Annotated in this window: 21 protein-coding genes; 7 read left to right on the top strand and 14 right to left on the bottom strand. The window is 43.7% G+C overall.

What is annotated here, in order from left to right:
* Nucleotides 1-49 precede the first annotated feature (49 nt).
* Nucleotides 50-1,048: an NADP-dependent oxidoreductase gene (locus tag JK628_RS14600; protein WP_202285352.1), complete on the bottom strand. Its 999-nt coding sequence runs from the start codon at nucleotides 1,046-1,048 to the stop codon at nucleotides 50-52.
* Nucleotides 1,049-1,228: 180 nt separating this feature from the next.
* Here JK628_RS14600 and JK628_RS14595 point away from each other — a divergent pair, with 180 nt between their 5' ends.
* The 7 genes from JK628_RS14595 (at nucleotide 1,229) to JK628_RS14565 (ending at nucleotide 7,766) form a co-directional block, all read left to right on the top strand.
* Nucleotides 1,229-1,681 carry a MarR family winged helix-turn-helix transcriptional regulator gene (locus JK628_RS14595; protein WP_237524027.1) on the top strand — a complete coding sequence of 151 codons (453 nt, stop codon included), beginning with the start codon at nucleotides 1,229-1,231 and terminating at the stop codon, nucleotides 1,679-1,681.
* Between the two features lie 81 nt (nucleotides 1,682-1,762).
* Entirely contained in the window at nucleotides 1,763-2,446 is a 684-nt protein-coding gene (locus JK628_RS14590) for a hypothetical protein (protein ID WP_202285351.1), read from the top strand.
* Between the two features lie 445 nt (nucleotides 2,447-2,891).
* Entirely contained in the window at nucleotides 2,892-5,009 is a 2,118-nt protein-coding gene (gene nrdD / locus JK628_RS14585) for an anaerobic ribonucleoside-triphosphate reductase (protein ID WP_202285350.1), read from the top strand.
* 68 nt (nucleotides 5,010-5,077) lie between these two features.
* Entirely contained in the window at nucleotides 5,078-5,542 is a 465-nt protein-coding gene (gene nrdG / locus JK628_RS14580) for an anaerobic ribonucleoside-triphosphate reductase-activating protein (protein WP_202285349.1), read from the top strand.
* A gap of 135 nt (nucleotides 5,543-5,677) precedes the next feature.
* Nucleotides 5,678-6,034: a YibL family ribosome-associated protein gene (locus JK628_RS14575; RefSeq protein ID WP_202285348.1), complete on the top strand. Its 357-nt coding sequence runs from the start codon at nucleotides 5,678-5,680 to the stop codon at nucleotides 6,032-6,034.
* A 224-nt stretch (nucleotides 6,035-6,258) separates the two neighbouring features.
* Nucleotides 6,259-6,876, top strand: a complete 618-nt coding sequence (gene ribA, locus JK628_RS14570) for a GTP cyclohydrolase II (protein ID WP_202285347.1) — start codon at nucleotides 6,259-6,261, stop codon at nucleotides 6,874-6,876.
* A gap of 83 nt (nucleotides 6,877-6,959) precedes the next feature.
* Entirely contained in the window at nucleotides 6,960-7,766 is an 807-nt protein-coding gene (locus tag JK628_RS14565; protein WP_202285346.1) for a hypothetical protein, read from the top strand.
* A 60-nt stretch (nucleotides 7,767-7,826) separates the two neighbouring features.
* On the opposite strand, the gene JK628_RS14560 is transcribed toward JK628_RS14565, so the two are convergent.
* The 13 genes from JK628_RS14560 to JK628_RS14500 form a co-directional block, all read right to left on the bottom strand.
* The gene (locus tag JK628_RS14560) at nucleotides 7,827-8,183 is read right to left on the bottom strand and encodes a VF530 family DNA-binding protein (RefSeq protein ID WP_202285345.1); all 357 of its coding nucleotides are present in this window, start codon (nucleotides 8,181-8,183) and stop codon (nucleotides 7,827-7,829) included.
* Nucleotides 8,184-8,312: 129 nt separating this feature from the next.
* Nucleotides 8,313-10,739, bottom strand: a complete 2,427-nt coding sequence (locus JK628_RS14555) for a S8 family serine peptidase (protein ID WP_202285344.1) — start codon at nucleotides 10,737-10,739, stop codon at nucleotides 8,313-8,315.
* A gap of 547 nt (nucleotides 10,740-11,286) precedes the next feature.
* On the bottom strand, nucleotides 11,287-11,679 hold the full coding sequence (locus JK628_RS14550) for a rhodanese-like domain-containing protein (protein ID WP_202285343.1): 393 nt from the start codon (nucleotides 11,677-11,679) through the stop codon (nucleotides 11,287-11,289).
* Between the two features lie 19 nt (nucleotides 11,680-11,698).
* On the bottom strand, nucleotides 11,699-11,911 hold the full coding sequence (locus JK628_RS14545; RefSeq protein ID WP_202285342.1) for a YgaP family membrane protein: 213 nt from the start codon (nucleotides 11,909-11,911) through the stop codon (nucleotides 11,699-11,701).
* Between the two features lie 59 nt (nucleotides 11,912-11,970).
* On the bottom strand, nucleotides 11,971-15,192 hold the full coding sequence (locus tag JK628_RS14540; protein WP_202285341.1) for an efflux RND transporter permease subunit: 3,222 nt from the start codon (nucleotides 15,190-15,192) through the stop codon (nucleotides 11,971-11,973).
* Nucleotides 15,193-15,204: 12 nt separating this feature from the next.
* The gene (locus JK628_RS14535; RefSeq protein WP_202285340.1) at nucleotides 15,205-16,266 is read right to left on the bottom strand and encodes an efflux RND transporter periplasmic adaptor subunit; all 1,062 of its coding nucleotides are present in this window, start codon (nucleotides 16,264-16,266) and stop codon (nucleotides 15,205-15,207) included.
* Nucleotides 16,267-16,461: 195 nt separating this feature from the next.
* Nucleotides 16,462-17,178 carry an SIMPL domain-containing protein gene (locus JK628_RS14530; RefSeq protein WP_202285339.1) on the bottom strand — a complete coding sequence of 239 codons (717 nt, stop codon included), beginning with the start codon at nucleotides 17,176-17,178 and terminating at the stop codon, nucleotides 16,462-16,464.
* Nucleotides 17,179-17,317: 139 nt separating this feature from the next.
* Entirely contained in the window at nucleotides 17,318-18,628 is a 1,311-nt protein-coding gene (locus tag JK628_RS14525) for an OmpP1/FadL family transporter (RefSeq protein ID WP_202285338.1), read from the bottom strand.
* 352 nt (nucleotides 18,629-18,980) lie between these two features.
* Nucleotides 18,981-20,432, bottom strand: a complete 1,452-nt coding sequence (gene putP, locus JK628_RS14520; RefSeq protein WP_202285337.1) for a sodium/proline symporter PutP — start codon at nucleotides 20,430-20,432, stop codon at nucleotides 18,981-18,983.
* A 147-nt stretch (nucleotides 20,433-20,579) separates the two neighbouring features.
* A complete protein-coding gene (locus JK628_RS14515) occupies nucleotides 20,580-21,284 on the bottom strand; it encodes a DUF3379 domain-containing protein (protein WP_202285336.1) in 705 nt (234 codons plus the stop codon).
* Entirely contained in the window at nucleotides 21,277-21,840 is a 564-nt protein-coding gene (locus JK628_RS14510; protein ID WP_202285335.1) for a sigma-70 family RNA polymerase sigma factor, read from the bottom strand. The genes JK628_RS14515 and JK628_RS14510 overlap by 8 nt, the downstream gene beginning before the upstream one ends.
* A 191-nt stretch (nucleotides 21,841-22,031) precedes the next feature.
* Nucleotides 22,032-23,672 carry a BatD family protein gene (locus JK628_RS14505; RefSeq protein ID WP_202285334.1) on the bottom strand — a complete coding sequence of 547 codons (1,641 nt, stop codon included), beginning with the start codon at nucleotides 23,670-23,672 and terminating at the stop codon, nucleotides 22,032-22,034.
* Nucleotides 23,666-25,612, bottom strand: coding sequence for a VWA domain-containing protein (locus JK628_RS14500; protein WP_202285333.1), 1,947 nt, complete (start codon nucleotides 25,610-25,612; stop codon nucleotides 23,666-23,668). Before JK628_RS14500 ends, JK628_RS14505 begins: the two co-directional genes overlap by 7 nt.
* Nucleotide 25,613: the final 1 nt, after the last annotated feature.

Here is a 25,613-nt window from a genome sequence, read left to right as displayed (position 1 = left end):
AGCAAATAAAGGGCCGTCAGGCCCTTTTTTATGTGTTATTACAATTTAATCAATCAAGTTTTACAATCATCTTACCGCGGTTTTTACCTTCAAATAGTCCGATAAAGGCCTCTGGTGCGCTGGATAGCCCTTCATAAATAGTTTGCTCTGCGGTCACTTTGCCTCCCGCTAGCCATTGACTCATTTGCTTAGCAAATTCTGGGTAATGAGCCCAATGTTCAAACACTATGAAGCCTTCAATCTTTAGCTTCTTCATGATGATCTGTGCCAAGTTGCTCGGCCCTGGTGTTGGCACGGTATCGTTGTATTGTGAAATCATGCCACAAACGGCAATGCGACCATGATCTTTCATATTGTTCAATGCGGCTGTTAGATGATCGCCACCAACATTTTCAAAATACACATCGATGCCTTCTGGTGCTACTGTCGCCAATGCAGCGGTTAGGTCGCCACAGGTCTTGTAGTTAATCACGGCGTCAACACCGAGTGATTTGATATGCTCTGCTTTCTCGTCTGAACCAACTGATGCAATAACGCGAGCGCCCATTAATTTACCAATCTGCACTGCGACACTGCCTACAGCACCTGACGCAGCCGAGACGAATAAGGTTTCTCCTGCTTTTAACTCAGCAATACGATTAAGGCCTGTCCATGCGGTCATGCCTGGCATTCCAAGGACACCTAAGAAATGTGATTCGTTGATGGGGGTTTGCGGTAGGCGGGTTATTTCTGTGCCATCGCTAACATAATGGCTGCGCCAGCCGTGCATGCTATTAACCATGCTGCCAACAGGAAATTCAACATTGTTTGACTCAATAACCTCACCAATTGCACCACCTTCTAATACGGCACCAATTTCAAAAGGAGCGATGTAGCTCTTTCTATCAATCATGCGGCCACGCATGTAGGGATCTACTGACATCCATAGATTCTTTACTAGAAATTCACCATCATTAATCGCAGCTAAAGTCACTTCTGCTTCGGTAAAGTTACTGGCATCAGGCAATCCTTCTGGGCGAGACTTAAGTTGAATTTGCTTAGTGTTCATAATGATCCTTTATTTTTGTTTGTGCGCAAAGTAAGTGGTCGTATCATAGCCAAGCAACAAAATTAATGCAAATGCTTTGTGCGCAAAATAACTTTGCGCAAAGTAAATCTACTGTCAGCTAGTTTTGTTAACTGTAGTCAGGTAAGATCGCCGCAGTTAATATAAGCGGTGAAGGTTGTAGTGAAGAACAAAGTATCGAATAACGAGACCGAAGCATGTCTATCGGATAATGTCTGTTTTGCGCTGTATACCGCAGGCAATGCCCTTATGCGTGCTTATCGACCTTTGTTGGATCAGTATGAACTCACTTATGCGCAGTATCTCGTGATGCAAGCATTGTGGCTGCAAGATAGAGCGAGCATGACCCAGCTGTCACAAGCCACTCGTCTGGACATGGGCACATTGACTCCGATTGTTAAACGTTTAGAGAGCAAGTTTTTTTTACAACGTTTGCCTGATGAAACTGATGAGCGTAAAAAAGTTATTGCGCTGACTGAAGCGGGATTAGCACTGCAAGCCGATGCGCTTTCGCAGAAGCAAACTCTGCTCAATAAGGTCAATATGACTGAGCAGGAGATTGAATCACTACGCACACTGTGCCTGACCTTAACCAGCGAACTGAATCAAAAGTAAGCAGTCAGTTTTACCACTCCAAAAACGGCACGCTTCCTGCTTTAGTTAGACTATAACTAAATCAGTGCCGAATTTTTGACGATGAATCCATTAAGTAGTATCAATACCCCTGTTAATAGCGGCGCTGTGCTGGCAGATGCATACGGTGTGTCAAGCACTCAGACTGGCGTTGGCAGCACTGCAGCTGTGCAAGCGGTTAATGCTGGCGTACCAGCCTCGACAACGAATACCGCGGCTAATGATGATGGCCTAGTGTTATCTGGCCGAGCAGAACGCGCGCAGAAGATAGAAGCGATGGCGAAAGACTTCTTTCAAGATGGTAGTTTTAGCTCAGAGAAACTGCCTAGCCTCATTCAACGGCTTTACCAAGACGGCATTTTGTCCGATGGACAACTCAACCGCCTAACCAACAGTGGCTTTGATATTCCACCCGCAGAAGAACAGTCCCTAGCTGACTTCATCGATGAGCAGCGTGCTACGCTAACCAACAGTGGCGAAGATAGAGAGTTGGCGGGTACGTTAGATGAAGCAAAGTGGATTATGCGCACGATGGATTCAATCCAATCTCCAGCTGTTGCGCAGAAAGCGAACCGCGTCGCTAGCGATATTACTGCCTTGCTAGATTCAGATAGAGCATTAACGGATCAACAAAAGAATCAATATCAAGGGATAAAATCTTTGATGCAACTTGCTTCTATGACAGGTGAGCACCAACAAGCCACTGGTCAGCTGAATAGTTATTTGGCGCTCGCTAAACAACACTAAGCACGTTGGATCTGCTTGCCCTAGCTCAATGGCTTCAGTTGTAAAAAATGAGGCCTACTGTACACAGTTATAAACACCAAAACGGCTAACAATTCCCCACTCAGCGCAGATAAACATTTTGTTGTTTACTCGGATTATTCAACTTCCTGTTGCATCAACAGTCAGTTAAAGATAAGCCATAAATCTTCTTATTTATTTATCCACAATTTATCCCAACTTTATACTGTCACTAGCCCGCTTATAGGCCATCGTCAAGGGCATAATTTTAGATAAGCGTGATCGTCCCCAGTTATTTTTTCTTATTAACTTCGTTGTTTAAAATAATGATCTGGATCAAAGTACTGGCAGTCTTTTTATAGCTTAATGCGCTACATATTGTGATTTAGAATAAAAGTGCCACTATATGTAGTGTTGCTTGTAGCTGATGTAAAATAGGAGTTATACAATGCCAGTAGTTATTAAACGGGATGGTTACCGTACGCCTTTTGACGAAACAAGGATTAAAGACGCAGTGATAGCAGCTGCTAACTCGGCAGGTATTGATGACACCGCTTACGCAGCACAAGTCGCGAAACAAGCAGCGGATTCGGTGGCCAATTTAGATGAGATAAATATTCACGATCTTCAAGATGCAGTGGAAAACTTGTTAATGGAAGGGCCATACAAATCATTGGCACGTGTGTACATTGAGTACCGCCACGATAGAGATACAAAACGTGAAGTGAGTAGCAGACTCAATCAAGAGATCCGTGGCTTAGTTGAGCAGAGTAATGCGGCGCTATTGAACGAAAATGCTAACAAAGATTCAAAAGTGATCCCAACTCAGCGCGACTTGTTGGCAGGTATTGTTGCTAAGCACTATGCCAAGTGCCACATTTTACCAAAAGATGTCGTTGCGGCCCATGAGTCAGGTGAGATCCACTACCATGATTTAGATTACGCACCATTCTTCCCAATGTTCAATTGTATGCTGATTGATCTTGCAGGCATGTTGACCCAAGGCTTCAAAATGGGCAATGCCGAGATTGAAACGCCTAAATCTATTTCAACGGCAACAGCCGTTACTGCGCAGATCATCGCGCAAGTTGCCAGCCACATCTATGGCGGAACCACGATTAACCGTATTGATGAAGTACTGGCACCATTTGTTGCTAAGAGCTATGACAAGCATTACCAAGTCGCGCTGACTTGGGGCATTACTGATGCCAAAGCATTTGCGACCTCATTGACAGAGAAAGAGTGTCATGATGCATTCCAGTCGCTTGAGTATGAAGTTAACACTCTGCATACCGCCAATGGCCAAACGCCATTTGTGACCTTCGGCTTCGGGTTAGGGACCTCTTGGGAATCTCGCCTAATTCAACAGTCTATGATGAAAGTGCGTATTGCTGGATTAGGCAAAAACCGTAAGACAGCCGTTTTTCCAAAGCTTGTTTTTGCTATCCGTGATGGTATTAACCATAAAACGGGTGATTGTAACTACGATATCAAGCAACTTGCGCTAAAGTGTGCAACAACACGTATGTACCCAGATATTCTTAACTATGAGCAGGTTGAGAAGGTTACCGGTTCATTTAAAACGCCAATGGGTTGTCGTAGCTTCCTCGGGACTTTTGAGGAGGATGGAGAACTGGTACATGAAGGGCGTAATAACATAGGTGTGGTAAGTTTGAACCTGCCGCGGGTTGCACTTGAAGCGAATGGCGATGAAGCTGAATTTTACCGTATCTTAGATGAGCGTTTGCTCATTGCCCGTAAAGCATTAGATACTCGTATCGCTCGTTTAGACGGCGTTAAAGCGCGTGTGGCACCGATTCTCTATATGGAAGGTGCATGTGGCGTACGATTGCGTGCAGATGATGACGTCTCAGAGATCTTTAAGAATGGCCGTGCGTCAATCTCTCTTGGTTACATTGGTTTACATGAAACCATCAATGCACTTTACGGCACAGAGGCTCACGTTTACGACAATGCATTACTGCGAGAAAAAGCAGTTGAAGTGATCAAGTACTTGAAAGCAGCAACAGATATGTGGAAAGCAGAATCTGGTTACGGCTTTAGCCTTTACAGCACACCAAGTGAAAACTTATGTAGCCGTTTTTGTAGCATCGATACCAAAACCTACGGTGTGGTCGAGGGGGTGACTTCAAAAGGTTATTACACTAACAGCTTCCATCTAGACGTTGAAAAGCAAGTTAACCCGTACGATAAGATAGACTTTGAACAACCGTACCCAGAGATCGCTAACGGCGGATTCATCTGTTATGGCGAGTTTCCAAACATGCAAAACAATGTAGAAGCATTGGAAAATGTGTGGGATTACAGCTACTCAAGAGTGCCTTATTACGGCACTAATACACCGATAGATGAGTGCTATGACTGTGGCTTCATGGGGGAGTTTAGTTGTACCAGTAAAGGGTTTACTTGCCCCAAGTGCGGTAACCATGAGCCAAGTAGAGTGTCGGTGACTCGACGTGTATGTGGTTACTTAGGCAGCCCTGATGCAAGGCCATTTAACTATGGTAAGCAGGAAGAGGTTAAGCGCCGAATTAAGCACCTTTAATTTAAGGCCTGCAAGAACGAAACAAGGTGCTTTAATTGGCACCTTTTTTTGTTAAGGAAAATCTTAATATGCATTATCATCAATATTATCAGACCGATGTAATTAATGGCCCTGGTACTCGAGCTACGCTATTTGTTTCAGGTTGTGAGCATCAATGCCGCGGTTGTTATAATCAATCAACTTGGAATCCATGCTCTGGTCATCTGTTTGATGAGGCTATGACACAGACCATCATTGATGACTTAAATGATACTCGTATAAAAAGGCGAGGGCTTTCTCTTTCTGGTGGCGATCCACTTTTCCCTGGCAATGTGACGGCTATTCTTGAGCTGGTTAAACGGGTAAAAGAGCAATGTCCTGGTAAAGATATTTGGCTGTGGACCGGCTATTTAGTCGGCCAATTAACCACAGAGCAGCAAGCGGTGGTCGATCTGGTCAATGTGGTTGTCGATGGCAAATTTGAGCAACTACTGGCTGATCCAAGTTTAGTTTTTAGAGGCAGTAGTAACCAAGTGATCCATTATCTAAGATAAGCTAAGCATAAACCTAGGTAATATTGCACTATATGCTGTTATAATGAGGCAATAATGACAAACAGCGTCAATACTTTATTTGAGGCTGTTTTTGTTTCTAAATATGTAATTTAGATTTGAATTTAAGGTTTGTAAATGAATTTAAAGCAGGAGCTGCAAACGCTCAACGATAAGCTCGATAAGTTTCGTCGTAAGTTAGCAGCAGCTGAAAAGCGCGATGACCCTGGGGTTATAATCCAATTTAAACGTGAGATTGCCACTTTAACTAAGCGTATTGCTAACGTTAAAAATCAGCAAAATCGTGAGTTAGGTAAAGAAGGTTCAACGGTTAAAGACCTTAAATTTAACCGTGTACTGACTAAAGCTGAACAAGCGGATATGGGTAAATTGAAAAAGTCAGTTAAAGGATTAGTGGTTGTTCACCCTATGACTGCACTTGGTCGCGAAATGGGTATAAAACAAGTTACTGGTTTTGCAGCGAAAGAATTTTAAGCAAACAGTAGGCTGATTTATTCATTTAGTGAGCCGCTTCAAGTTTATGTTTAAGTGCGCAGCTTATGCTGCGCTGTAGCGTCACACATTGTCATTGAATGATTAACTAGCGATAGTTAATGTTCGGGATTTTGTGTCGCCGTTAAGTTAGTTCCAATTCACATTTTCTCTTTATCAGGATTTCAGCAGTCTCAGGGAATGAGAGTAGTCGTTAAGGTTTTATCATGTCGATTAAATATATCGCGTCTTCAAAATTGCCAACACCTTGGGGTGTTTTTGAAATGCACGGCTTTGAAGATAGCGAGACAGGTAAAGAGCACGTTGCGCTTACATTGGGCGTATTTGATGCCGAGAGCCCCATTTTAGGTCGTATTCATTCCGAGTGTTTAACCGGTGATGCGCTTTTTAGTTTACGTTGTGATTGTGGTTTTCAGTTGCAAACAGCGATGCAGAATATTGCTGAAGTTGGTCAGGGATTTATCCTTTATTTGCGGCAAGAAGGCCGCGGTATTGGGTTACTGAATAAAATCAGAGCCTATGAGTTGCAAGACGCTGGAGCAAACACTGTCGAGGCAAATGAGCGTTTAGGTTTTGCTGCCGATATGCGTAAATATGACATGATTATTCCCATGATGGAGCAGATCGGTGTCACTAAAGTTAGACTGATGACCAATAACCCAAGAAAAGTAAAAGCGATGCAAAGCTTTGGTTTAGAGGTTGTTGAGCGTGTGCCACTTCAAGTTGGTAAAAATCGCTATAACGAAGGTTATCTTAAGACCAAGTCGACTGAATTAGGGCATATGATGTCTGAGTATCATTTTACTGAGGAAGATAAAGGCTAGGTTCACTAACCGTGGCTTTTCCATGGTTATACCGCTATATTCAGGGCTATCAATTAGAGAACAGTTAAGTTTGCATTTAATTTATGGCCCTTTCGCGTTACCTCTCAATTTTGCTGATCATTTTTGTCCTGCCGGCCAATGCTGAAACAGATTACAGCCATTATGCATTTGCCAATTATTTAGGTAGCGGTGTTTACCGTACCGCTGGCCAAAATGCGACGGTTGTTAATATCCCTATAAGCTTTGACCTTGAGCGAACAGAAACAGAGTCCTTAGTACTACGCACACCATTATCACTCGGTTTCTACAATTTTACTTGGAGTGATATTCCAGACGGTGACTTTCCTACTAGTGTAGGAACAGCCACTTTTACCCCTGGGATAGAGTATCGGGTGAAGACTTCAGATACCCATGAGTTTCAATCCTATGTCGATCTGGGTGTCGGTACGAATACCACTAATGGCAACGATGTCATCATTTACTCTGCAGGTATGTCGAGCCTGCTTGATTTCGAACTTAAAGAAACAAAGCCTATCTGGGTAAACCGCATCTTTTTTGCGGGCTACAACAGTCTTGATGAAGGCCCTAATGAAACCTATTCAGCGATTCAATCTGGCGTTGACATAGGCACTAATTATCATTTTCAGGTTGCAGATATTGGCGTAGAACCAAGATTTTTTGTCGCCGGTTATTGGTACTTTGATAAGCTTAGATTTGTGACTCCTTTTGAAGAGGATGTTTTGGTGACAAATAGTTTTGAAGCTGGGATAACCCTGGCTTTTACCAAGCCGGTCGGATGGGATCTGTTTAATATGAGCAGATTTGGAGTGAGTTATCGTCGGGGGGACGGTGTACAGGTTTGGCGGCTCATTTTTGACTTTCCTATATGACGGTCAATTTAACGGCAATAAAAGAAGGCTTAACAACTGTGGTTGTTAAGCCTTCTTTAGTTATTTCCCCCAGATGTTGGCATTTACTTGAGTGTCATCATTTGAGTCTGTGCTCGGCTTATCAGTCGCCCTGCTATTGGCTGCGCGCAGCGTTTTATCACTGGCTTGATAGCCGTCATCCCTTGGCTTTCTTGCTGGCAAAGGTAATTTGTTCATCTTAAGGTAAAGATATTCAACCTTCTCTCTGGCCCAGAGGGTTTTACGCAGAAATCTTAGACTCGACTTGATGCTTGGATCATGTTTGAAGCAGCGCACATTGATGCGTTCCCCAAGCTCTTCCCAGCCATAATGCTCGACTAGATCGTTAAGTAGGGCTTCTAGCTTGATACCGTGTAATGGGTTGTTTGCTTGTGTCATGGTTACGTTCATTGCAGATACTATTGAGGTAATTATATCAGTTAAATCACTATATATGTCAGCTCAATGCAGAGCAAAAAAAAGAGAGCCGGTAAGGCTCTCTAAAATGTTGTTAAAATCGGTCGATGATTATTGGAAACTTAACTCCCAAGCGTTAATCGTGCCAGTATCGCGTCGAGCATTATCAACGGCTTTCAGTTGCCAATTGCCAACGGAGTCGCTGCCAGACATATCGACGGTGTAAGTCTTAACAATGTCGTTTGCACTGCCGCCGGTATTATCATGTAATACCGCGATTTGACCCGTAGGGCTATGCAGCTCTACTTGTAAATCACCAATGTAGGTATGGCTAATATTTACTTTTACCGTGACAGTACCTGAATCACCCGTTCGAGCGGCTGCAATTGTACTGGTGACACCTGCGCTACTGTTATCTGGGATACTGTAGCTACTGTTATTGCTATATGTCGCAGGACCGCCTGTTCCGCCGCCCGTTCCACCACCGTTATCTTCAGTGAAACTTGCAATAAGGTTTACACCACTAAATGCGCTGTAGCCTTGAACCATAACGTAATATGTACCTGATTGTGCGCTAGTGATAGGGCATGATTCAACGTTTCCGCCTTTCCATGGACGACAATCATAGCTATCAGATGTTGGCGCTGCGCCAAATTGCACGTAAAGGTCCGCATCGCCGCTGCCACCGCTCATAGCAAAGCTCAAGTCTGTTGCTGCAGCGGGCACATCGATAGAGTAATGTAGCTCATCGCTCTTAGCACCCGCTAAGTTTGACTTAGATACGCCATTAACCAATACATTGTCACCACCGCCTGTTCCAGGATCGGTAGGGCCGGTGCATGACTCATCTAAGTAGGCTTTCGCCGCAACCGCACTAATTAAGCCATAACCAGTATTGTTGTCGCGGCCTGTAGTTTCTAGATCTTCTGCGGTCGCGTTTAGCGCTGCGCGAATTTGCGCTGCGCTACACTGCGTATGATGACTCCACACAAGTGTTGCCACACCTGATACATGTGGGGTCGCCATAGAGGTACCATTGTAATACTCGTAATCTTCATTATCAGTATTGGCAACAGTAACAGATGCGCCAATTTGGTTACGAAGGGCAAGGCCTGTAGTACGATCAACAGACACAGATACGATTGTAGCTTCGTTGCTGCTATCGACTAAGAATGGATTTTGAAGTCCTGGTAATGCGTTATTACTATAGACAATCACGGCACTCGCGCCGGCAGAGTTACAAGCCTTAACTGCATCAATTTCTGGGTAGCTTGCCCCTTGATTGCCTACACGTTCAACAAGACACACTTTGTTTGCCATGTTGCCACAGTTGAAAGTGCTGCCGTTAACGGTACATTCAGCAAGTGTTGCGGTAACGCTACCAATCAATGGGGTAGGTACATGACTCGAACCTGATTGCACGTAACGATTATGAGGCACTACGCCGTTATCAAAGTAAGACTGACCAGCAATAGTGATATCTGCTAGACGACCTTCGCCTCGAGTGACTGTAGAAAGAATGGCTTCACCTGGACCGGAGATCTCAACTTGGTTGGTAAATTGAGAGAATGCAGCATGGTCTTTGTTGCTATCAACCGCAGCGACTGACATAACAGCATCATAAGATGCTGGGTAGCTGTGTGTGCTATCACCAGCGTTACCAGCAGCGGCGATAAGCAACACGCCATTACTTTCATGAGCAGCCAGGGCATTTTTCTCAGTGTTACTTGAGCTTGACCCCCCTAAACTCATAGTGACAACATTAGCGCCATTACTCACACAGGTATCAACTGCTGAGACTAAAGATGAAGAGTAACCCCAACCTGCAGCGTTAAATACTTTAATAACGTGAATGTTGGCATTTTGGTTTGGCATTACCCCAACCACACCTTCATTATTTGCTATCGCTGCGATAGTGCCTGCCACATGAGTACCGTGCGCGTTTCCCGCTCCAGGTTCAAACCAATTACCGGTGCCAGAGTTATTAGTACCAGTGACATTATTAGCATTGAGATCGTTATGACCACGGTCATAGCCCGAATCAATAATACAAATAGTACGATTACCTGCTTGGCTATCGCTTAGAGTGGTTGCACCAACATAGGTTTGCCCCCAAGGCGTAGTTTCACTGAGTAGTCGACGTGGCACATCTTCTTCAACATAGTCTACATCGGCGCGGAATCGTAGCGCTTGCAGATCTTTCCCAGCTAACTTAACCGTATAACTATTACTGCGACCGATTCGTTTCATCTCTTTTGCAGAGACGCTGTTGAGTGCACGAAAGTGAGAAAATACTTCGTTAGCTCTAGGCTCGTATTGAGCATCGTCAATAGCATTAGCTGCGATTGAAAAGCCTGCTGATGCATCAGCGGTTTTGAACTTAACAATATAACGCTTGGGTAGCGGGTTTTCGCTACTCAATTGCGCTGTGTTGTTATGTAAACCAGAGTTGAAAGAAGGTGCTGCTCCTACACTTGCAGAGATCGAAAGTGCAAGTACAGACAGGCTAAGTGCTGTTGTTACTTTATTTGTAGTCATAACTGTCTTCCATGTTAATCAGGATATTATGTTGTTTTTTATGATGTTTGTAGCAGACAAATATGTTTCCGTCTTACTACGCTAACGAATGTATCTGCAGTTGTTGCAATTGTAAAATAATTGTTAATGTGTAGCGGGCGCAAATGATAATGTGGACGGTTCTCTTTACGTGCATAGAAATGCTGTAAACTAAAGTTATTTTGAGTATTTAGTCTATATTTAAGAGTTTATATGCGGTAATGGTAAGGGCAGTAATAAAATGTATGTTGTATTCAATATGAACTGGCGAAAATTTGGTTTGTATAACTGTTTGAAATTACATAGTTTAAAATGGGTTTGAAGTTTAGTAATAACTTATATTTATTTGGAATTAGTTGGTTTGGTTTATTTGACTGTTGGCGGTGCTTTTATAGTTGTATAAGCTAAAAGTGAGTTAATGGTCAGTGATATGGTCTGTCTGCGTTGCTTGTACTGAATAAAGCGTCAAAATCTGATGCTTACAAAAAATAAAGGCTGCATAAATGCAGCCTTTATTTCCTCATTGAGGTTATTTTTTCTGCTGAATCAACATCTGATAACCGCCACCATTATAGGTATTGCGATATCCTGCACTAATCAATGCATCATTAGCAATGCCGCTGCGACGGCCACTGCGGCAATAAAGAACTACCGCTTGATCTTTATCCATTTTTTTTTGGGTAAATACGGTCGTTATCTGTTCGAAGGGAATATTGATTGCGTTAGGTAAGTGTCCCTGCGCGAACTCTTCAGCTGTTCTAACATCAACAACTAAGGCGCCAGCATCAATTCTCTGCCATGCTTCTTGTGCATTTTGGTCAGCTGCAAGTGCTAGGTTGCAAATCATAAGCAACAATGCACTGAATGTCATAAATTTAAATATGTTAGAAAGTTTATTTTGCAGCTTAAATGAGTGACTCATCAACATTCCTTAATTGATATTATTTATTGCTTGCCAATTGCGCTTCTGATTTAAAGCCTAATTTTCGTAGCACCATTGCAGCAGGACAAAAACCAGTATAGGCACTTTGGGTTAAATTTGCTCCTATAAATGCAGTCAGCCAGACAAAGTTGTGATTGACCCACATTGTTAACGCTAACGATAACAAGATCATCATTCCAGCAAAAGCCATAATGGCGCGTTCAATAGACATATAGATTCCTCTCTAGTTAAAGCGCAAGTTCGCTATTACGGCGTGCGCGGTTTTGAAAATTAATTGTGATAACGGCTTTTCATTACGGCGTAGTACAGGACGGGAATAACCACTAAGGTGAGTAGGGTAGATACCAAAATCCCGAATATAAGGCTGATCGCCAAGCCATTAAAGATAGGGTCATCTAAGATGAAAAGTGCACCTATCATCGCGGCGAGGGCGGTAAGCATTATTGGTTTGGCACGCACAGCTCCTGAATGAATAACCGCTTGCTCGAACGGTACGCCTGCTGCCGTTTCTTGATGAATAAAATCCACCAGTAAAATGGAGTTGCGCACAATTATCCCTGCCAGTGCTATCATGCCTATCATCGATGTTGCGGTAAATTGTGCCCCCAACAATGCGTGCCCAGGCATCACGCCAATCACAGTCAGCGGGATGGGTGCCATGATAATGAGCGGAACGCTATAAGACTTAAATTGGGCCACAACTAATAGGTAGATAGCTATCATGCCCACGGCGTAGGCGATGCCCATATCTCTAAAGGTTTCATAGGTGACCTTCCACTCGCCATCCCATAGAACAGCGATACTTTCTAGCCCTGTAGGCTGGCTAATGTAATGCTGCTTGAAACCTAAACCACCCTCAGTATCTATTTTCCCAACCATATCAAACATACCGTATAAAGGACTATCTAGCGGGCCAGCCATATCAGCTACGACCATGATCATGGGGATCATATTCTTATGGATGATTGGTGCATCAATAGTGCCTTTATCTATCTGCAATAGCTCAGACATCGCTATTGCTTGGCCTTTATTATTCTTTAGCGTTAGGTTTAGTACTTGTTCTAAATTGAATTTATCTCCCTCTTTGAGTTGAACGCGGATAGGGATGGGCTGTTTTTGGTTAGGTGCATGCAGATAGCTAATATCTTTACCGCCGATGCTAGTGGCCACTAAATCGACTACTTGACTATATTGTATGCCGAGTAAACTGGCTTTACTGCGATCGATATTGACCTGCCATTTAGCTTGGTTGGCGGGGAGATAAATATCGATGTCGACAACGTCGGTCGTTTGCTTAAAAAGCGCTTGAAGTTCGTTAGCGGCTTTTTCACGAATAGCGGCACTGGGGCCATAGACCTCGGCCAAAATGGGTGACCACACTGGCGGTCCCGGTGGTACTTCTACCACTTTGACGTTGGCGTTATACTGTTTTGCTATCTCCTGCAGTGGCGCTCTTACTGCAATTGCAATACTGTGACTGTCACGGTCTCTATGCTGTTTGTCGACCAGATTCACTTGTATATCACCTAACTCTTGAGTTTGGCGCAAAAAGTAGTGGCGAACCAAGCCATTAAAGTTCATTGGGGCACTAGTGCCAGCATAGAGCTGATAACTCTCGACCTCGTCTACTTGGTTAAGATGCTGAGCTAATGCTTTTAATGTACGTTGAGTTTGTTCAACGGGAGTTCCCTCTGGAAGATCAACAATAACTTGAAATTCAGACTTATTGTCAAAAGGCAGCATTTTTAGCACCACTAGTTTACCGATAGGCAGTGCAACCGCGATTGCGATCAACACAAAAATCCCGGCAGCTAAGCCAAAGCGTGCCTTTCTAGCACCGGAACCTGATACAAAAGGCCCGATTAAACGGGTGAAAATGCGTAGCATAATACTGTCTGTCTTGGGCTGACTTGCCTTATTAGCCTCAATTCCAGTGTCTGTTTTAGCGTTGTCATGTTTTAGTAATTTACGGCTAAGCCAGGGCGTGACCATAAAAGCGACAGCTAAAGAGATCAACATCCCCATACTGGCGTTGATCGGGATTGGGCTCATGTATGGCCCCATTAATCCTGACACAAAAGCCATTGGTAGTAGGGCGGCGATAACCGTAAAAGTTGCCAGAATCGTCGGGCCACCGACTTCATCCACCGCGACGGGGATCAGTTCAGTGAAGCTACGTTTTCCCATGGCCATATGCCGATGAATATTCTCAACCACAACGATGGCATCATCAACCAAAATGCCGATGGAGAAGATAAGTGCAAATAGAGAGATGCGATTTAGGGTAAAACCCCAAGCCCAAGAAGCAAAAAGAGTCAGGGCAAGCGTGATAACGATAGCGATACCAACAACGAGTGCTTCCCTAAAACCCATGGTTAGTAACACTAAGATAACCACTGCTGAGGTGGCAAAAATCAATTTTAAAATAAGGGTGTTGGCTTTGTTTCCCGCGGTTTCACCATAGTTACGTGAAACAGAAATATTGACGCCGTCAGGTAACAGAATATTGTCGACGTTATCGACGCGTTCAAGTATCGCATCGGCAATATCGACCGCATTTACCCCCGGTTGCTTACCAATGGCAATGGTTACAGCGGGGGAGATACTGGTTTTATCACCATGCCAAGCACTCTGGAGCGGAAGGTCAGCTTTAAGAGTGATCTGTGCAATATCAGCAAGGAATACTGGCGCCGCTTGTTTGTCGCTATCTTCTCGTATTGCTATTACAAGTTGTTTTACATCATCGATACTAGTGAGAAATTGACCCGTTTGGACTTTAATCTCTTGGTTTTGTTGCACTAATGAGGCCGGCATCGACACATGATTATTGCTGCTTAAACTACTGTTTATCTCATTATATGAGATCCCGTAGTAGTTCATCTTAACAGGATCTATTCTGACATTAAGCGTGAGTTGGTGGGCACCAACCGAGTTTATCTCGCGAGTGCCGGGGATGCGTTTAATCTCAGTTTCTAAGCTATTGGCGACATGGGTCAGTTGCTCTGCCGAAACTGTGGGCTCTTTTGACCACAGGGTTAAGCTGACAATGGGCACATCATCAATACCTCGTGGTTTAATGAGTGGTTCTCCGACTCCTGCATTGAGTGGCAGCTTATCTAAATTGGCATAGATCTGATTATAAAGTTTTACGATGGCGTCGTTGCGAGCAATACCCACTTCAAAAATTACAATAAACAGTGCGCCATCGGGTTGTGAAAAGGAGTAAAGAGTGTCGATGCCTTTCAGTTCTGAGATTATCTGCTCAGTGGGTAATGTTACTAAACTTTCGACTTCAGCAGGCGATGCGCCAGCAAAAGGGATATAAACATCGGCGAAGGTGACATTGATCTGAGGCTCCTCCTCTTTTGGGGTCACCAGCACGGAAAATAGGCCAAGTAAAAGGCCAAGTAGTGCCAATAAAGGAGTGATCGCGCTAAGCTGAAAAGCAGCAGCAATACGGCCAGAGATCCCTAATTTTTGCTTATCGATCATCTTGTCAGCTCCTTAAGGCTTAGATTGCTTTTGTAAACGCAATAGGGTTTGGTAAGCATCTTCTGCGATAATATCGCCATTAGATAACCCTGATAGCACTTCAATGGAATCACCATCTTGCAAGCCTATTCGAACTTGATTAAGTACCCACTGATTATTCTGCTGCAGATATACCGCGTTTAACTCATTCATGGTAATGAGAGCGGATTGAGGAATGAACATTGTTTGGCGTTGACCACTGACAAACTCGGCCTTAATGAGACTACCAGGGATAAGAGGGGTTGCCGCTGTGGGAAGCTCGATCCGTACTTTATAACTGTGACTGACTTGATCGACAAAGCTAAATATATTGAGCTTATCGCTAATAATTTGTTTGTCGTCAGCGAGTGTGAGCTTGAATTTCGGCTGTAACCTCAGCGCATTGATATAACGTTGTGGCACTTGGGTGACCGCGCGCATCTGCGTTAAAGAGTAGCCTGAATAGAGTGGTTGACCAGGGCTGACAGTCTCACCTTGTTCAACATGCCTTTGGGTTACCACACCAGAAAAGGGGGCGCTTACGGCAGTATATTTTAGAGATTCAGTGGCTTGTACTATGCCTGCTTTTGCTGCGCTGACGGCTTGTTGAGTTGATTTGGCATTGGCTTGCGCTTCATCCATCGCGCCTTCGGAAATAGCCCCTTGAGGAAACAGCTTTTTGTAGCGGCGCAGTTGCGCCTGTGTTTCGACATTCTGTGCATTTGCTTTTGCAAGCTCGGCTTCTGCTGCGGCTAATTTTGCACCTTGCTCTTTGCTAGTAATGTCTAAAAGTGACGCATTTTCAGCGACAATATCATTAACATCATAATTGAGTTTGAGAATGCGTCCTGATGTTTGCGCCGAAACAGTCGCTGATTTTGTAGGCTCAATAACTGCATCGAGTGCGACCCAGTTAGCGTATAACTGGTACTCGACAGTCACAGTTGCCGTGCTATCGACCTCTTGAGTCGCCGCGTTGACGAATGTCGGGAAAGCTAGACTCGATGTTAGCGATAATAAGATAAGTGCAACGCGAGGGAATGCGGTGGTCGTCATAGTTAATTTGCCTCAATATACTCCATGAGATTATTCTAATGGATGTGTGTGAAAGGCGCAATCATTATTCATTAGAAAAATACGATGGAGTGAGTGTGTGTATAAAAAAGCGCAATCAAAAGATTACGCTTTTACAGCTTACAACAGCCTATTAGCGGGATTAAACATTAGTGGATTGGCGACTATACATAGGTGCTAGTCGTTAAGATAATAGGTTAATGTCGACACGATACGGACCTTTTTTATATAGGGGGTATTACTATCACGATCATTAATACTAAATTGACCTTGGGCTGCCTTCTTAATTTTCCCTAGTTTGGAGTCAGAATCCTTAGCAAACTTTTCGGCAACTTGGCGTGCATTTTGTGTTGCCGATTGGATCATCTCTGGCTTAACGTCATTGAGTTTAGTGAATAAGAACTGCGTCTTGCTGTTGTAATCTTGGTCTGAGATAGCGATGCCTTCTTTAGCAAGTGACAGCATATTGCTGCGAGCTGAGAGCAGTAGGTCAATCTTATCGGTGTAGAGTGAAAGTGATACTCTGGCAGCGTAGCGATATTTCACATTAGGATCAGAATAACCTTGGGCTAATCGGTCATCAATAGCGGGTAGTGAGAGGGTGATTTCAGATCCATCAAAACCTTGTTGCTTGAGAAATGCAGTGACTTTATCAGTTTTGGTTTGCACGTTTTTATAAAGGTCGTCGAGATCGTTATCGACTTCAGTGAAGCGAATAGGCCAGATAGCGATATTAGCCCGTACCTCTTTTTCGGCTAACCCTTTAACGGTAACTGTGCGTTCCATTGATTTCATTTTTATCAGTTTATCGCCAACGGTATTGGCCATTAGTACTAACCCGAGGCAAAGAAATCCGCCAAGAATAATCGCGGCTAGAGTATTATTTTTTTGCATAAGCCCAGTTCCAATATGAGGTGTTATAAGCTTACGTTAGCAAGGTTTATTGGCAGGGTACAATGAAATGGGGTTAATGAATTTACGCCAATAAAAAAGCCGCATTAAATGCGGCTTTCTTATTTATGCAAATACAGGATTAAAACTTATAGTTGTACTGCATTGAATAGTATGTAGCATTCGACAGTGTTGTCGCATGTACAGTACCAAGATCATCGCCTAGTGTAGGCATTTGCTGACCAATAAGATCTAAAACAGAGCTTTGTTCAGTAAGCTGTGTTTCTTCACCTTTAATAAAGGCGATACCGAAATCGATGCTAGTATTTTTGGACACGTTATAAGTCGCACCCATGGTGTACCACTGACGGTCTGAATCTGGAATAGAGATAGAACTAACTTCGCCAACAACGCCTTGGTCGAACATGTAGCCTGCACGTAGAGTCCAGTTTTCAGTCAGTGAGTAAGTGCCACCGACGCTGAATAACCAAGAGTCATCCCAAGCGTACTTTTTAAGTTGCGCTTCACCAGGCTCAGTTACAGTGATTTCATGGAAGTCACCCCAAGTTGTCATTTGAGCAGTGTAATGCAAGGCGAATTTGTCTGTTAGCTGGTGAAAGCCCGCTACTTGGAAGATATCAGGGATTGGTATATTGATCTCTTCAAAATCAGTTCCGCCAAATTTTACAGTTCCGTCAGCGCTAAATTCTGGGCTGAAACGGTAGCTTACACCTAAACGGTGGTTGGCGTTAATTTCATAGACTGCGCCAACAATACCACCAAAGGCGACACCATCAGCATCAACATCTACAAGATCCACAGGCACATATGATCCATCTGGAGCAAGCGGCAATTCGCCTGAACGAGTCAATGTGCCTTGACCATAAATAATATCTAAACCAGCGCCAACACTGAAGTGGTCATTGATACGGTAAGACGCACTTAGGTTAAAGTTGATTGTGGTAACTTCAGTTTTTCCGAGTAAGTCAACAGGTGCTGGAATTTGTGCCGAACCACCTAAGATTGGTTTAGGTTGTGATAAATCACCGGTGTCGGTACCTGTACCGAAATTACTGAACATAGCAACACCGTAAGCGAATTTATCGTTTACAGGGCTAATATAGTAAAAGTTTGGAATGATTTTGGCTTCAGCGGCATCACTAACACTGCCGTAGTGGATTTCACCGATGTTCGAATTAATGTACACATCACTGACTTCAACTTCTACATCTGCATAAGTTAAGCCCATTGAGAGTTGTTTCTCGTCAAACATGGCCATAGCAGCTGGATTACGAGATAAAACCGATGCATTATCAGCGATGACAGCATCACCGGCGAATGCACGGCCGATACCTGTTGCTGATTGGCTGTTAAGTTGGAAACCGGCGGCCATGGATTGTGTGCTAACTAAAGCTACTGATACTGCGATAAGAGTCTTGTTGAAATACTTCATTGTTATCATCTCTATTATTTTTGGTCTTACTTATATGAGTGCTAATGTTAAATTAGCTGCAAGATCCACTTATTAGACCAGTGCATATTAGGTAGGTACGAGCATACTGACAACTCCGACCAGTGCTAAAATATTGTTAATTATTAGTTAATTAAAACGTGTGGATGTTTGTAAAATCATTCTTTTGACTGAATATTTAAAAAGAAGTCATGTGGCATAGAGGCTTGGGGCATGCTTTAGGTTTAACTTATGGTTAATAGTATGTAACTACCAGTTGCTCGAGCACTTAAATTTTAGGTATAAAAAAAGCGTACAAGTGTACGCTCTTTTTATAATTGGCTAGATTATCAGTCTATAGTTTAGCTTCAAACTCATTAAATTGCGCTTTGACTTCATCTGAAGGCGCTTTAAATTTACTAACAACTACACCCGCAATAGTTGCAAGAAGGAAGCCCGGTAAGATTTCGTAAAGCTCAAAAATACCTCCGCTGAGTTGCTTCCAAATAACGACTGTTGTGGCACCTACAACGATGGTTGCAACAGCACCATTGCGGCTATAGTCACGCCAGAAAAGCGACATTAGCACTACAGGACCAAAAGCAGCACCAAAACCAGCCCACGCATAACTCACGAGCCCAAGTACGCTGCTTTCGGGATTTAACGCAACAACACCTGCGATGACTGCAATGGCAAGTACGCCAATACGACCAACAAGCATGAGCTCTTTGCTCTGGGCTTGCGGACGAAGCCACTTCTTATAGAAATCTTCAGTAATAACACTTGAGCAAACCAATAACTGTGAGTCAATAGTACTCATAATCGCTGATAAGATCGCCGCGATAAGTAATCCACCAATCCATGGGTTGAAGGCTGCATGTGCTAGGTGGATAAACACTGTTTCAGGGTTTTCTAACGGATTAGCGGCAAAGTATAATGTGCCCGCAATGCCTGTTGCTAACGCACCAAATAGCGCCACAATCATCCAGCTCATCGCAATGCGGCGCGAAACGGGAATGTCATTGGCAGAACCAATAGCCATAAAGCGCGACAGAATATGGGGTTGACCAAAATAGCCTAGTCCCCATGCGAGTAGAGAGATGAGTCCAATGAATGTAGTGTTTTCACTGAACAGAGACAACATCGCAGGATCGAGTGCTTCAAAGCCTGCTTGTGTTTCTGGTTGGCTAAAAATAGCTATTGGCACAATAAGCAGTGCGATTAACATTAAACACCCCTGGAAAAAATCGGTCCAGCTAACGGCAAAGAAACCGCCAACGAAGGTGTAAGCTACAATGATGGTAGAGCCAATGATCAACGCAAGTGTGTAATCAAGACCGAAGACTTTCTCAAACAGAATGGCGCCGCCAACCATGCCTGACGATGCATAAAAGGTGAAAAACACTAAAATGGTCACAGCAGATACTAACTTTAGTATGCCTTTACTGTCTTCAAATCGTTTTTCGAAAAAGTCAGGTAACGTCAGTGCATTATCGGTAAACTCGGTATAAACTCGTAACCGTTTGGCGACAAAAAGCCAGTTTAACCAGGCGCCAAAAACCAGTCCAAAGCCTATCCAAGCTTCACCTAGACCGCCTAAGTAGACGGCGCCAGGCAAACCAAGTAGCAGCCAGCCAGACATGTCAGAAGCACCAACACTCAATGCTGTTACCGCAGGGCCCATGCCACGGCCGCCTAAAATGTAATCGTCGACAGAATCAGTTGCCTTGTAAGCCCATAGGCCAATTCCCATCATTAAGGCAAGGTAGCCAACGAAGGTAATTAAAATGGGTAATTCAATGGTCATAAGATATTTACGCTTTTATCATTTTTTAGTTGTGACGCTATGCTAGCAGATATATGAGCTGCTACTCAATAAATGATGAAAATGTGATCACGAAGAGGTTGAGTTCTAACCAATGATGCACGAATGGCACCATTGGTTGTCAAAAAATTAGATGAATGTTTGTTTAATTTCGTCTTTAACGTAATTAAGATCGTTGCTTTCTTCACCAACAAGTAACATGTAAGCGCTGTCAGTTGCGAATCCCAACCCTTTATATTTACTATCGGAAAAAGCTTGTTCTAATACCATTCTCTCTTCTAGCGGGACGATAAAGAGTGTGACTTTACCTTGCTCACCCTGCATGACTATATGGAGGCTTTTAACCCCTTGGAAATCACAATAGGTGCTGTAGAACATTTTCCCGGGTTGTTGAGTAAACTTCATGTCTCCAACAGTACCAAGCGAGGCCAGTTGGAAGTTAACGTCTTGGTATTGGACATTGTTATCAAGTTGAAGTGCTTTATCTTCATGATAAACATGTGCCAATGCATGCTGTCCTAAATCTACAGGTCCCATTCGAAGTAACGTAAAGGTGATACCTGCTAAGAAAGCTACAGAGGCGACCATTGCAAAAGCAAACCCGGTCTTACGGCGTTGTGAATGGTGATGTTGCAGCTGTTGACGTAATAACAACTTAGCGGCAAGGTCATCGGGCACATCAATATTGAGTGCTTTTTCGATTTTGTTATCTAAGCCTTTCAGATCATTTAAAAAGACCTCTCTTTCAGCCGATTCCATAGCAGCTTGAAGGAACTCGGGATCTTGATTATTTGGCTCACCGTAGGCTTGGCGGCGAAATTTAAGTTCATCCATTGGATTGACCTCTAATAGTCGGTTGTTCGAGTACATCTTTTAGTTGGTTTCTTGCTCTAAATAAGCGCGTCATAACAGTATTACGATTAAGATCTAATATCTTTGCTATTTCTTCGCCACTAAAACCACCAATCACTTGCAGTAATAGTGGTTCTCGGTATTCAAGTTCCAACTTGGAAATTTGTCTCTGTAATAAATGTTGTTCAGCATGGTCTTCAGTACTGCTAGAAAACGTATCTTCTAAAAACTCTTGTTCAACATCAGAGTAGTTAAATTGTTTACGTTCAAAGCGTCGTGCATTTTCACGGCGGAGAATCGTAATCAGCCATGCTTTTGCTGCTTTTTCATCTTTTAATGAATCAAGCGAACGCCATGCGCGCAGAAATGTTTCCTGAGTGATATCTTCAGCGATATGTTTATCGCCGCATAGCCAATAGCCATAGCGGTATATATCGGTATGAAGTGCCCTGACAAGGCTATCGTATCGTCTTTGTTTGCTAACCATGTCTGAAGAGACCGTGGTGCTCGACTTTTTATTTCGCCAACTATCAAACATTATGATTTTTTCTAACTGGATCAATGAAACACAGCTTAACTGTGTTCAGCGTCGAATACCAATATGTGCAAGTACTAAACCAAGTAAGAATAGCCACAGTGTAAACTGAGATGTTGAAAACGATAGGTAGATTACCGTAGCTAATATCTATGTAAGCGCCATTTTTTAAATAAGACAATGATAATAATTCGCTATATTTGCGGATTTAGTGAGTCGAGCGCTGATGTATTGCTCTGCTTACTATTCACATTTATGCTCAAGATAACACTAAGCAATCGTTTGTAATCAATATCCGTATAGCTTTTGCTATAGGCTGATTGCTGTAATGAAGCGATAGCGCTGGCAAGCTCTGCAGATGTATTCGCTATATCTTGCAGTGTCATTGGTCGGCCATATCGTTCTGAGTAGTACGCCCTCGTTGCATTGATGACTTTTGTTGGGTCTTGTGCTGCACAACTTTGTTCAACTACTTTTCGAGAGTTACTTTTAATCGTAGCAGTCGTTTTATAGTCATTTTTTGCTGGGCTTACTGTCAGTTTTTTTCTGCCATTGAGCCAAAGCAACAATGTCAATAACCACAACGATGCAAAACCTGCGGTTAACCAAGGCCAGTAGCCAGCGCTTGTAGTGGTGACGGCCTTTAACGGCAGATTAATACCCATTGGCTCTGCAATAGCGCTACCAGTCACTACCACTGTACGGGCAGGAAGGGTGGCATACTGCTGCTGTTTAAGATGGGGGTTCCACCACGGGATGTTTATTTGCGGCAGTGTGTAAGTGCCCGCTTTTGTAGCGACAATGGCGGTAGTTTGCGTGAGTTGTGACACCATCTGTTTGTCACGTACAAATGATTTTCTTTGTGCCTTTTCTGGATAGCTCTTTAGCTCCGCAGGAGTCGATAGGCGAATATCTGGTAGACTGGTCTCATCGGCATTGGAAGCAAGCAGACTTATGGTGCGGGTGATTGGGTCACCTATTTTGTATTCGACCTGTGTAGTTGGCCAATCTTCCTTTAATACCACTAAGTCTGACACTAGCCACTGGCCTTGATATTCCACAGGTTCAGGGTTGATTAACACCACTGATTTTGGGGCTTGTGTTTGAGTAGGCCGACTTTCATTAAATGAAAACATGCCGCCATTACGTTTGGCTGGTACGAGTACATCGCCAGAAAAGCTGGCACCATTGATGGTTAGTTCACCTGGTTGATCTGCGATAATGGCATATGCCCGTTCAATGACGCGGTAACGTTTGCCATTAACAATTTCATTGCTGTCCTTATCTTCACCCAGTTGTTTGATTTGAGCACCATCTAGCACCGGTGCACTAAGCACGCCACGTTGCAGTTCTAGCGCTAGATAAAGCTTCACTCTATAGGTTAACATTTGGCCGACATAAGCTTCTTCTGTTGATAAGCTTGAACGCATGAAGATGTCTTGCTTTTTCTGTGGTTGCGAGTCTCTGTCTACCACTGAAAGATTAATGGCTGCAGAACTCACCCCTTTAATGTTGAATGCGGGAATGGTGATGTTACCAATGGATTTTGGCGATAAAAGCACTTGCCAGCGAGTCTCATTTCTTGCATCAAAATTCATGATCTGCTTACTACGACTGATACTCGTTCTGCCGACAATGAAGTTTTTAAGCAGCGATGAAGTATTGAGCTCGCCACTATTGAGGTCGTCATCAGCGATTACTGTCAAGACCAGAGATTCACCTTCAATGATTGGGTTGCGATCAACCGATGCTTGTAAGCTGGTGATTGCATTGGCGGGGGCCGCTGCAGTTAAGGCTACAAAAAAGAGCGTAATGAGTCGATGTCGAATTACCACTGTTGGTTTTCCTTGGTATTAATGCCTTGGCGGCGACGTTTCTGATATTCAAGCTGCATTTTATTGCGAAGCAATACTTGTGGATCGTCAGCAATCGCCTTTAGTGCTCTTTCCATTTCAGGTGGAAGAGGTTCATCTGAAGGTGTTGCAGGAACCATTGAGCCCTGTTGTTCATTTTCTATAGCGTCACTCTCTAGATCTTCAGTTTCAGTTGCTGATTGTTGTGCTTTGGCTTGCTGGCCTTGTTGAGACTCCTCTTTTGAGTCATCTCTTGAATTATCGGCTTCCATCGCAGCATCATTATCATTGCGCTGTTTATCATCTAAATTTTGATCCGCGTTTTGCGCTGCCCCTTGATTGTCATTTTCTTGAGGTTCAGCAGACTCTTCAACTGGGTCCTTGCCTGAGTCATCTTCAGAATTAGCATCATCAGATGATTCTTTGTTCTGTTGACCGTTGTCATCTTCAGGGGGAGAGCTACCATCTTGTGATTGTTTATCATTAGACTCAGACCCGTCAGACTGCTGCTGTTCATTATTCTGTTGCTCATCAGAGTTCTGTTGATCGTCGCCTTGGCTATTTTTTTGTTGCTGTTCTTGCTGCTGTTGCAACTCTTTGGCAAGGTCTAGATTCTGTTTCGCGGCGTCCATCTGTGGTGCTTGTTCTAGTGCTTGTTGGTAGCGTTTTTCGGCTTCATCATACTGACCGAGCTGCATCAGTGCATTGCCTTGGTTATAGAGCCCAGTGGCTGAGCTATCTTGCTCAAATCCCGCAAGCGCTTCATCAAACTGACCGGCTTTATAGCGGGCGCTTGCTTGCCATTGGGCTTGCTCAAACTGTTCTGCGGCAGCTTCATATTGCTGAGCTTGATAGGCGCTTGATGCTTGCTGGTTTTGAGTTTGCCAAAGGTTATCCCAACTATTGGCATAAACAGGCTGAGCGGGTTGGATTATGGCAATGAAAGCCACTGCACCGACAATACCGTGGCGAAAGCTAAGTAGAACAGGTAGTAGCAATAATAGCGCTACATAGCCGCCAAGATCTTGCCAAACTTCACCTTCTAAATCACTCTCTTTACTGTCCTTGGTGCTGGCAAGCCATTGCACCAGCTGAGTCACATCTTGACCATCTGCACGAATAGGAATTACGCTGCCATTGGCTGAAGTTGCTAATGATTGCAGCAATCCATAATCTGTTTTGGCAACCACGACTTGATTACCGTTATCACGCAGAAGTTGACCGTCAGGCAGCTGAATGGGGGCACCTTGTTCGCTGCCAAAAGCCAGAATACCTAAGCGGTAAGGGGTGCTTTTTAAGACTGATTTTGCTTGGTTAAGTTGTGAGCTTGAAATTCCATCGGTAAAAAGCACAATATCACCACTAATATGCCCGCCTTGGCTGAGTAATGATTTAGCATGCTCTAGTGCAGCTTCAATATTTGAACCTTTAACCGGCATGATACTTGGCGTTAACGTTGGCAGTAAGTTCAATAAAGTGGCTTTATCACGTGTTAAGGGGCTAATGGTGAAGGCATCACCCGCATAAGCCACGAGCCCGGTTTCGCCCTCAGCTAGCACCTCTATTAGATCTGTTGCCCTATATTTTGCTTGAGTGAGTCGATTTGGTGATAGGTCATTAGCATACATAGATAGCGACATATCCATCACCAATACTCGACCTTGGGTTGATTCGTAGACTGGCAGTGATGTTTTTTCTAATGCGGGGCCAGATAGCGCTAATATGGCAACCAACCAAGCAAATGTAAGGTATAAAACACTATGACTAGGTTTTCGCTGTGTACTGCCAAGTAATACCGTTGCAAGATGAGGCGCGATATATTGATCCCAGCTTGAGCTGGCGCCTTGGTTTTTCTTAATAAAGACTAGAAGTAAAAACAGTGGAATGAGGGCCAAGAACCACTCAGGGCGTAAAAAATGCATG

This window comes from Shewanella sp. KX20019 (assembly GCF_016757755.1).
Lineage (GTDB): Bacteria > Pseudomonadota > Gammaproteobacteria > Enterobacterales > Shewanellaceae > Shewanella.
This window is presented reverse-complemented; position numbering and strand designations above follow the sequence as displayed.

What these genes read in the sequence shown, in the direction of transcription:
- JK628_RS14540 (WP_202285341.1), bottom strand. Translation starts at nt 15,192, where the DNA reads ATGATCGATAAGCAAAAATTAGGGATCTCTGGCCGTATTGCTGCTGCT.
- JK628_RS14550 (WP_202285343.1), bottom strand. Translation starts at nt 11,679, where the DNA reads ATGAGTCACTCATTTAAGCTGCAAAATAAACTTTCTAACATATTTAAA.
- ribA (WP_202285347.1), top strand. Translation starts at nt 6,259, where the DNA reads ATGTCGATTAAATATATCGCGTCTTCAAAATTGCCAACACCTTGGGGT.
- JK628_RS14590 (WP_202285351.1), top strand. Translation starts at nt 1,763, where the DNA reads ATGAATCCATTAAGTAGTATCAATACCCCTGTTAATAGCGGCGCTGTG.
- JK628_RS14565 (WP_202285346.1), top strand. Translation starts at nt 6,960, where the DNA reads ATGGCCCTTTCGCGTTACCTCTCAATTTTGCTGATCATTTTTGTCCTG.
- nrdD (WP_202285350.1), top strand. Translation starts at nt 2,892, where the DNA reads ATGCCAGTAGTTATTAAACGGGATGGTTACCGTACGCCTTTTGACGAA.
- JK628_RS14500 (WP_202285333.1), bottom strand. Translation starts at nt 25,612, where the DNA reads ATGCATTTTTTACGCCCTGAGTGGTTCTTGGCCCTCATTCCACTGTTT.
- nrdG (WP_202285349.1), top strand. Translation starts at nt 5,078, where the DNA reads ATGCATTATCATCAATATTATCAGACCGATGTAATTAATGGCCCTGGT.
- JK628_RS14600 (WP_202285352.1), bottom strand. Translation starts at nt 1,048, where the DNA reads ATGAACACTAAGCAAATTCAACTTAAGTCTCGCCCAGAAGGATTGCCT.
- JK628_RS14515 (WP_202285336.1), bottom strand. Translation starts at nt 21,284, where the DNA reads ATGGATGAACTTAAATTTCGCCGCCAAGCCTACGGTGAGCCAAATAAT.
- JK628_RS14535 (WP_202285340.1), bottom strand. Translation starts at nt 16,266, where the DNA reads ATGACGACCACCGCATTCCCTCGCGTTGCACTTATCTTATTATCGCTA.
- JK628_RS14560 (WP_202285345.1), bottom strand. Translation starts at nt 8,183, where the DNA reads ATGACACAAGCAAACAACCCATTACACGGTATCAAGCTAGAAGCCCTA.
- JK628_RS14530 (WP_202285339.1), bottom strand. Translation starts at nt 17,178, where the DNA reads ATGCAAAAAAATAATACTCTAGCCGCGATTATTCTTGGCGGATTTCTT.
- JK628_RS14575 (WP_202285348.1), top strand. Translation starts at nt 5,678, where the DNA reads ATGAATTTAAAGCAGGAGCTGCAAACGCTCAACGATAAGCTCGATAAG.
- putP (WP_202285337.1), bottom strand. Translation starts at nt 20,432, where the DNA reads ATGACCATTGAATTACCCATTTTAATTACCTTCGTTGGCTACCTTGCC.
- JK628_RS14555 (WP_202285344.1), bottom strand. Translation starts at nt 10,739, where the DNA reads ATGACTACAAATAAAGTAACAACAGCACTTAGCCTGTCTGTACTTGCA.
- JK628_RS14510 (WP_202285335.1), bottom strand. Translation starts at nt 21,840, where the DNA reads ATGTTTGATAGTTGGCGAAATAAAAAGTCGAGCACCACGGTCTCTTCA.
- JK628_RS14545 (WP_202285342.1), bottom strand. Translation starts at nt 11,911, where the DNA reads ATGTCTATTGAACGCGCCATTATGGCTTTTGCTGGAATGATGATCTTG.
- JK628_RS14525 (WP_202285338.1), bottom strand. Translation starts at nt 18,628, where the DNA reads ATGAAGTATTTCAACAAGACTCTTATCGCAGTATCAGTAGCTTTAGTT.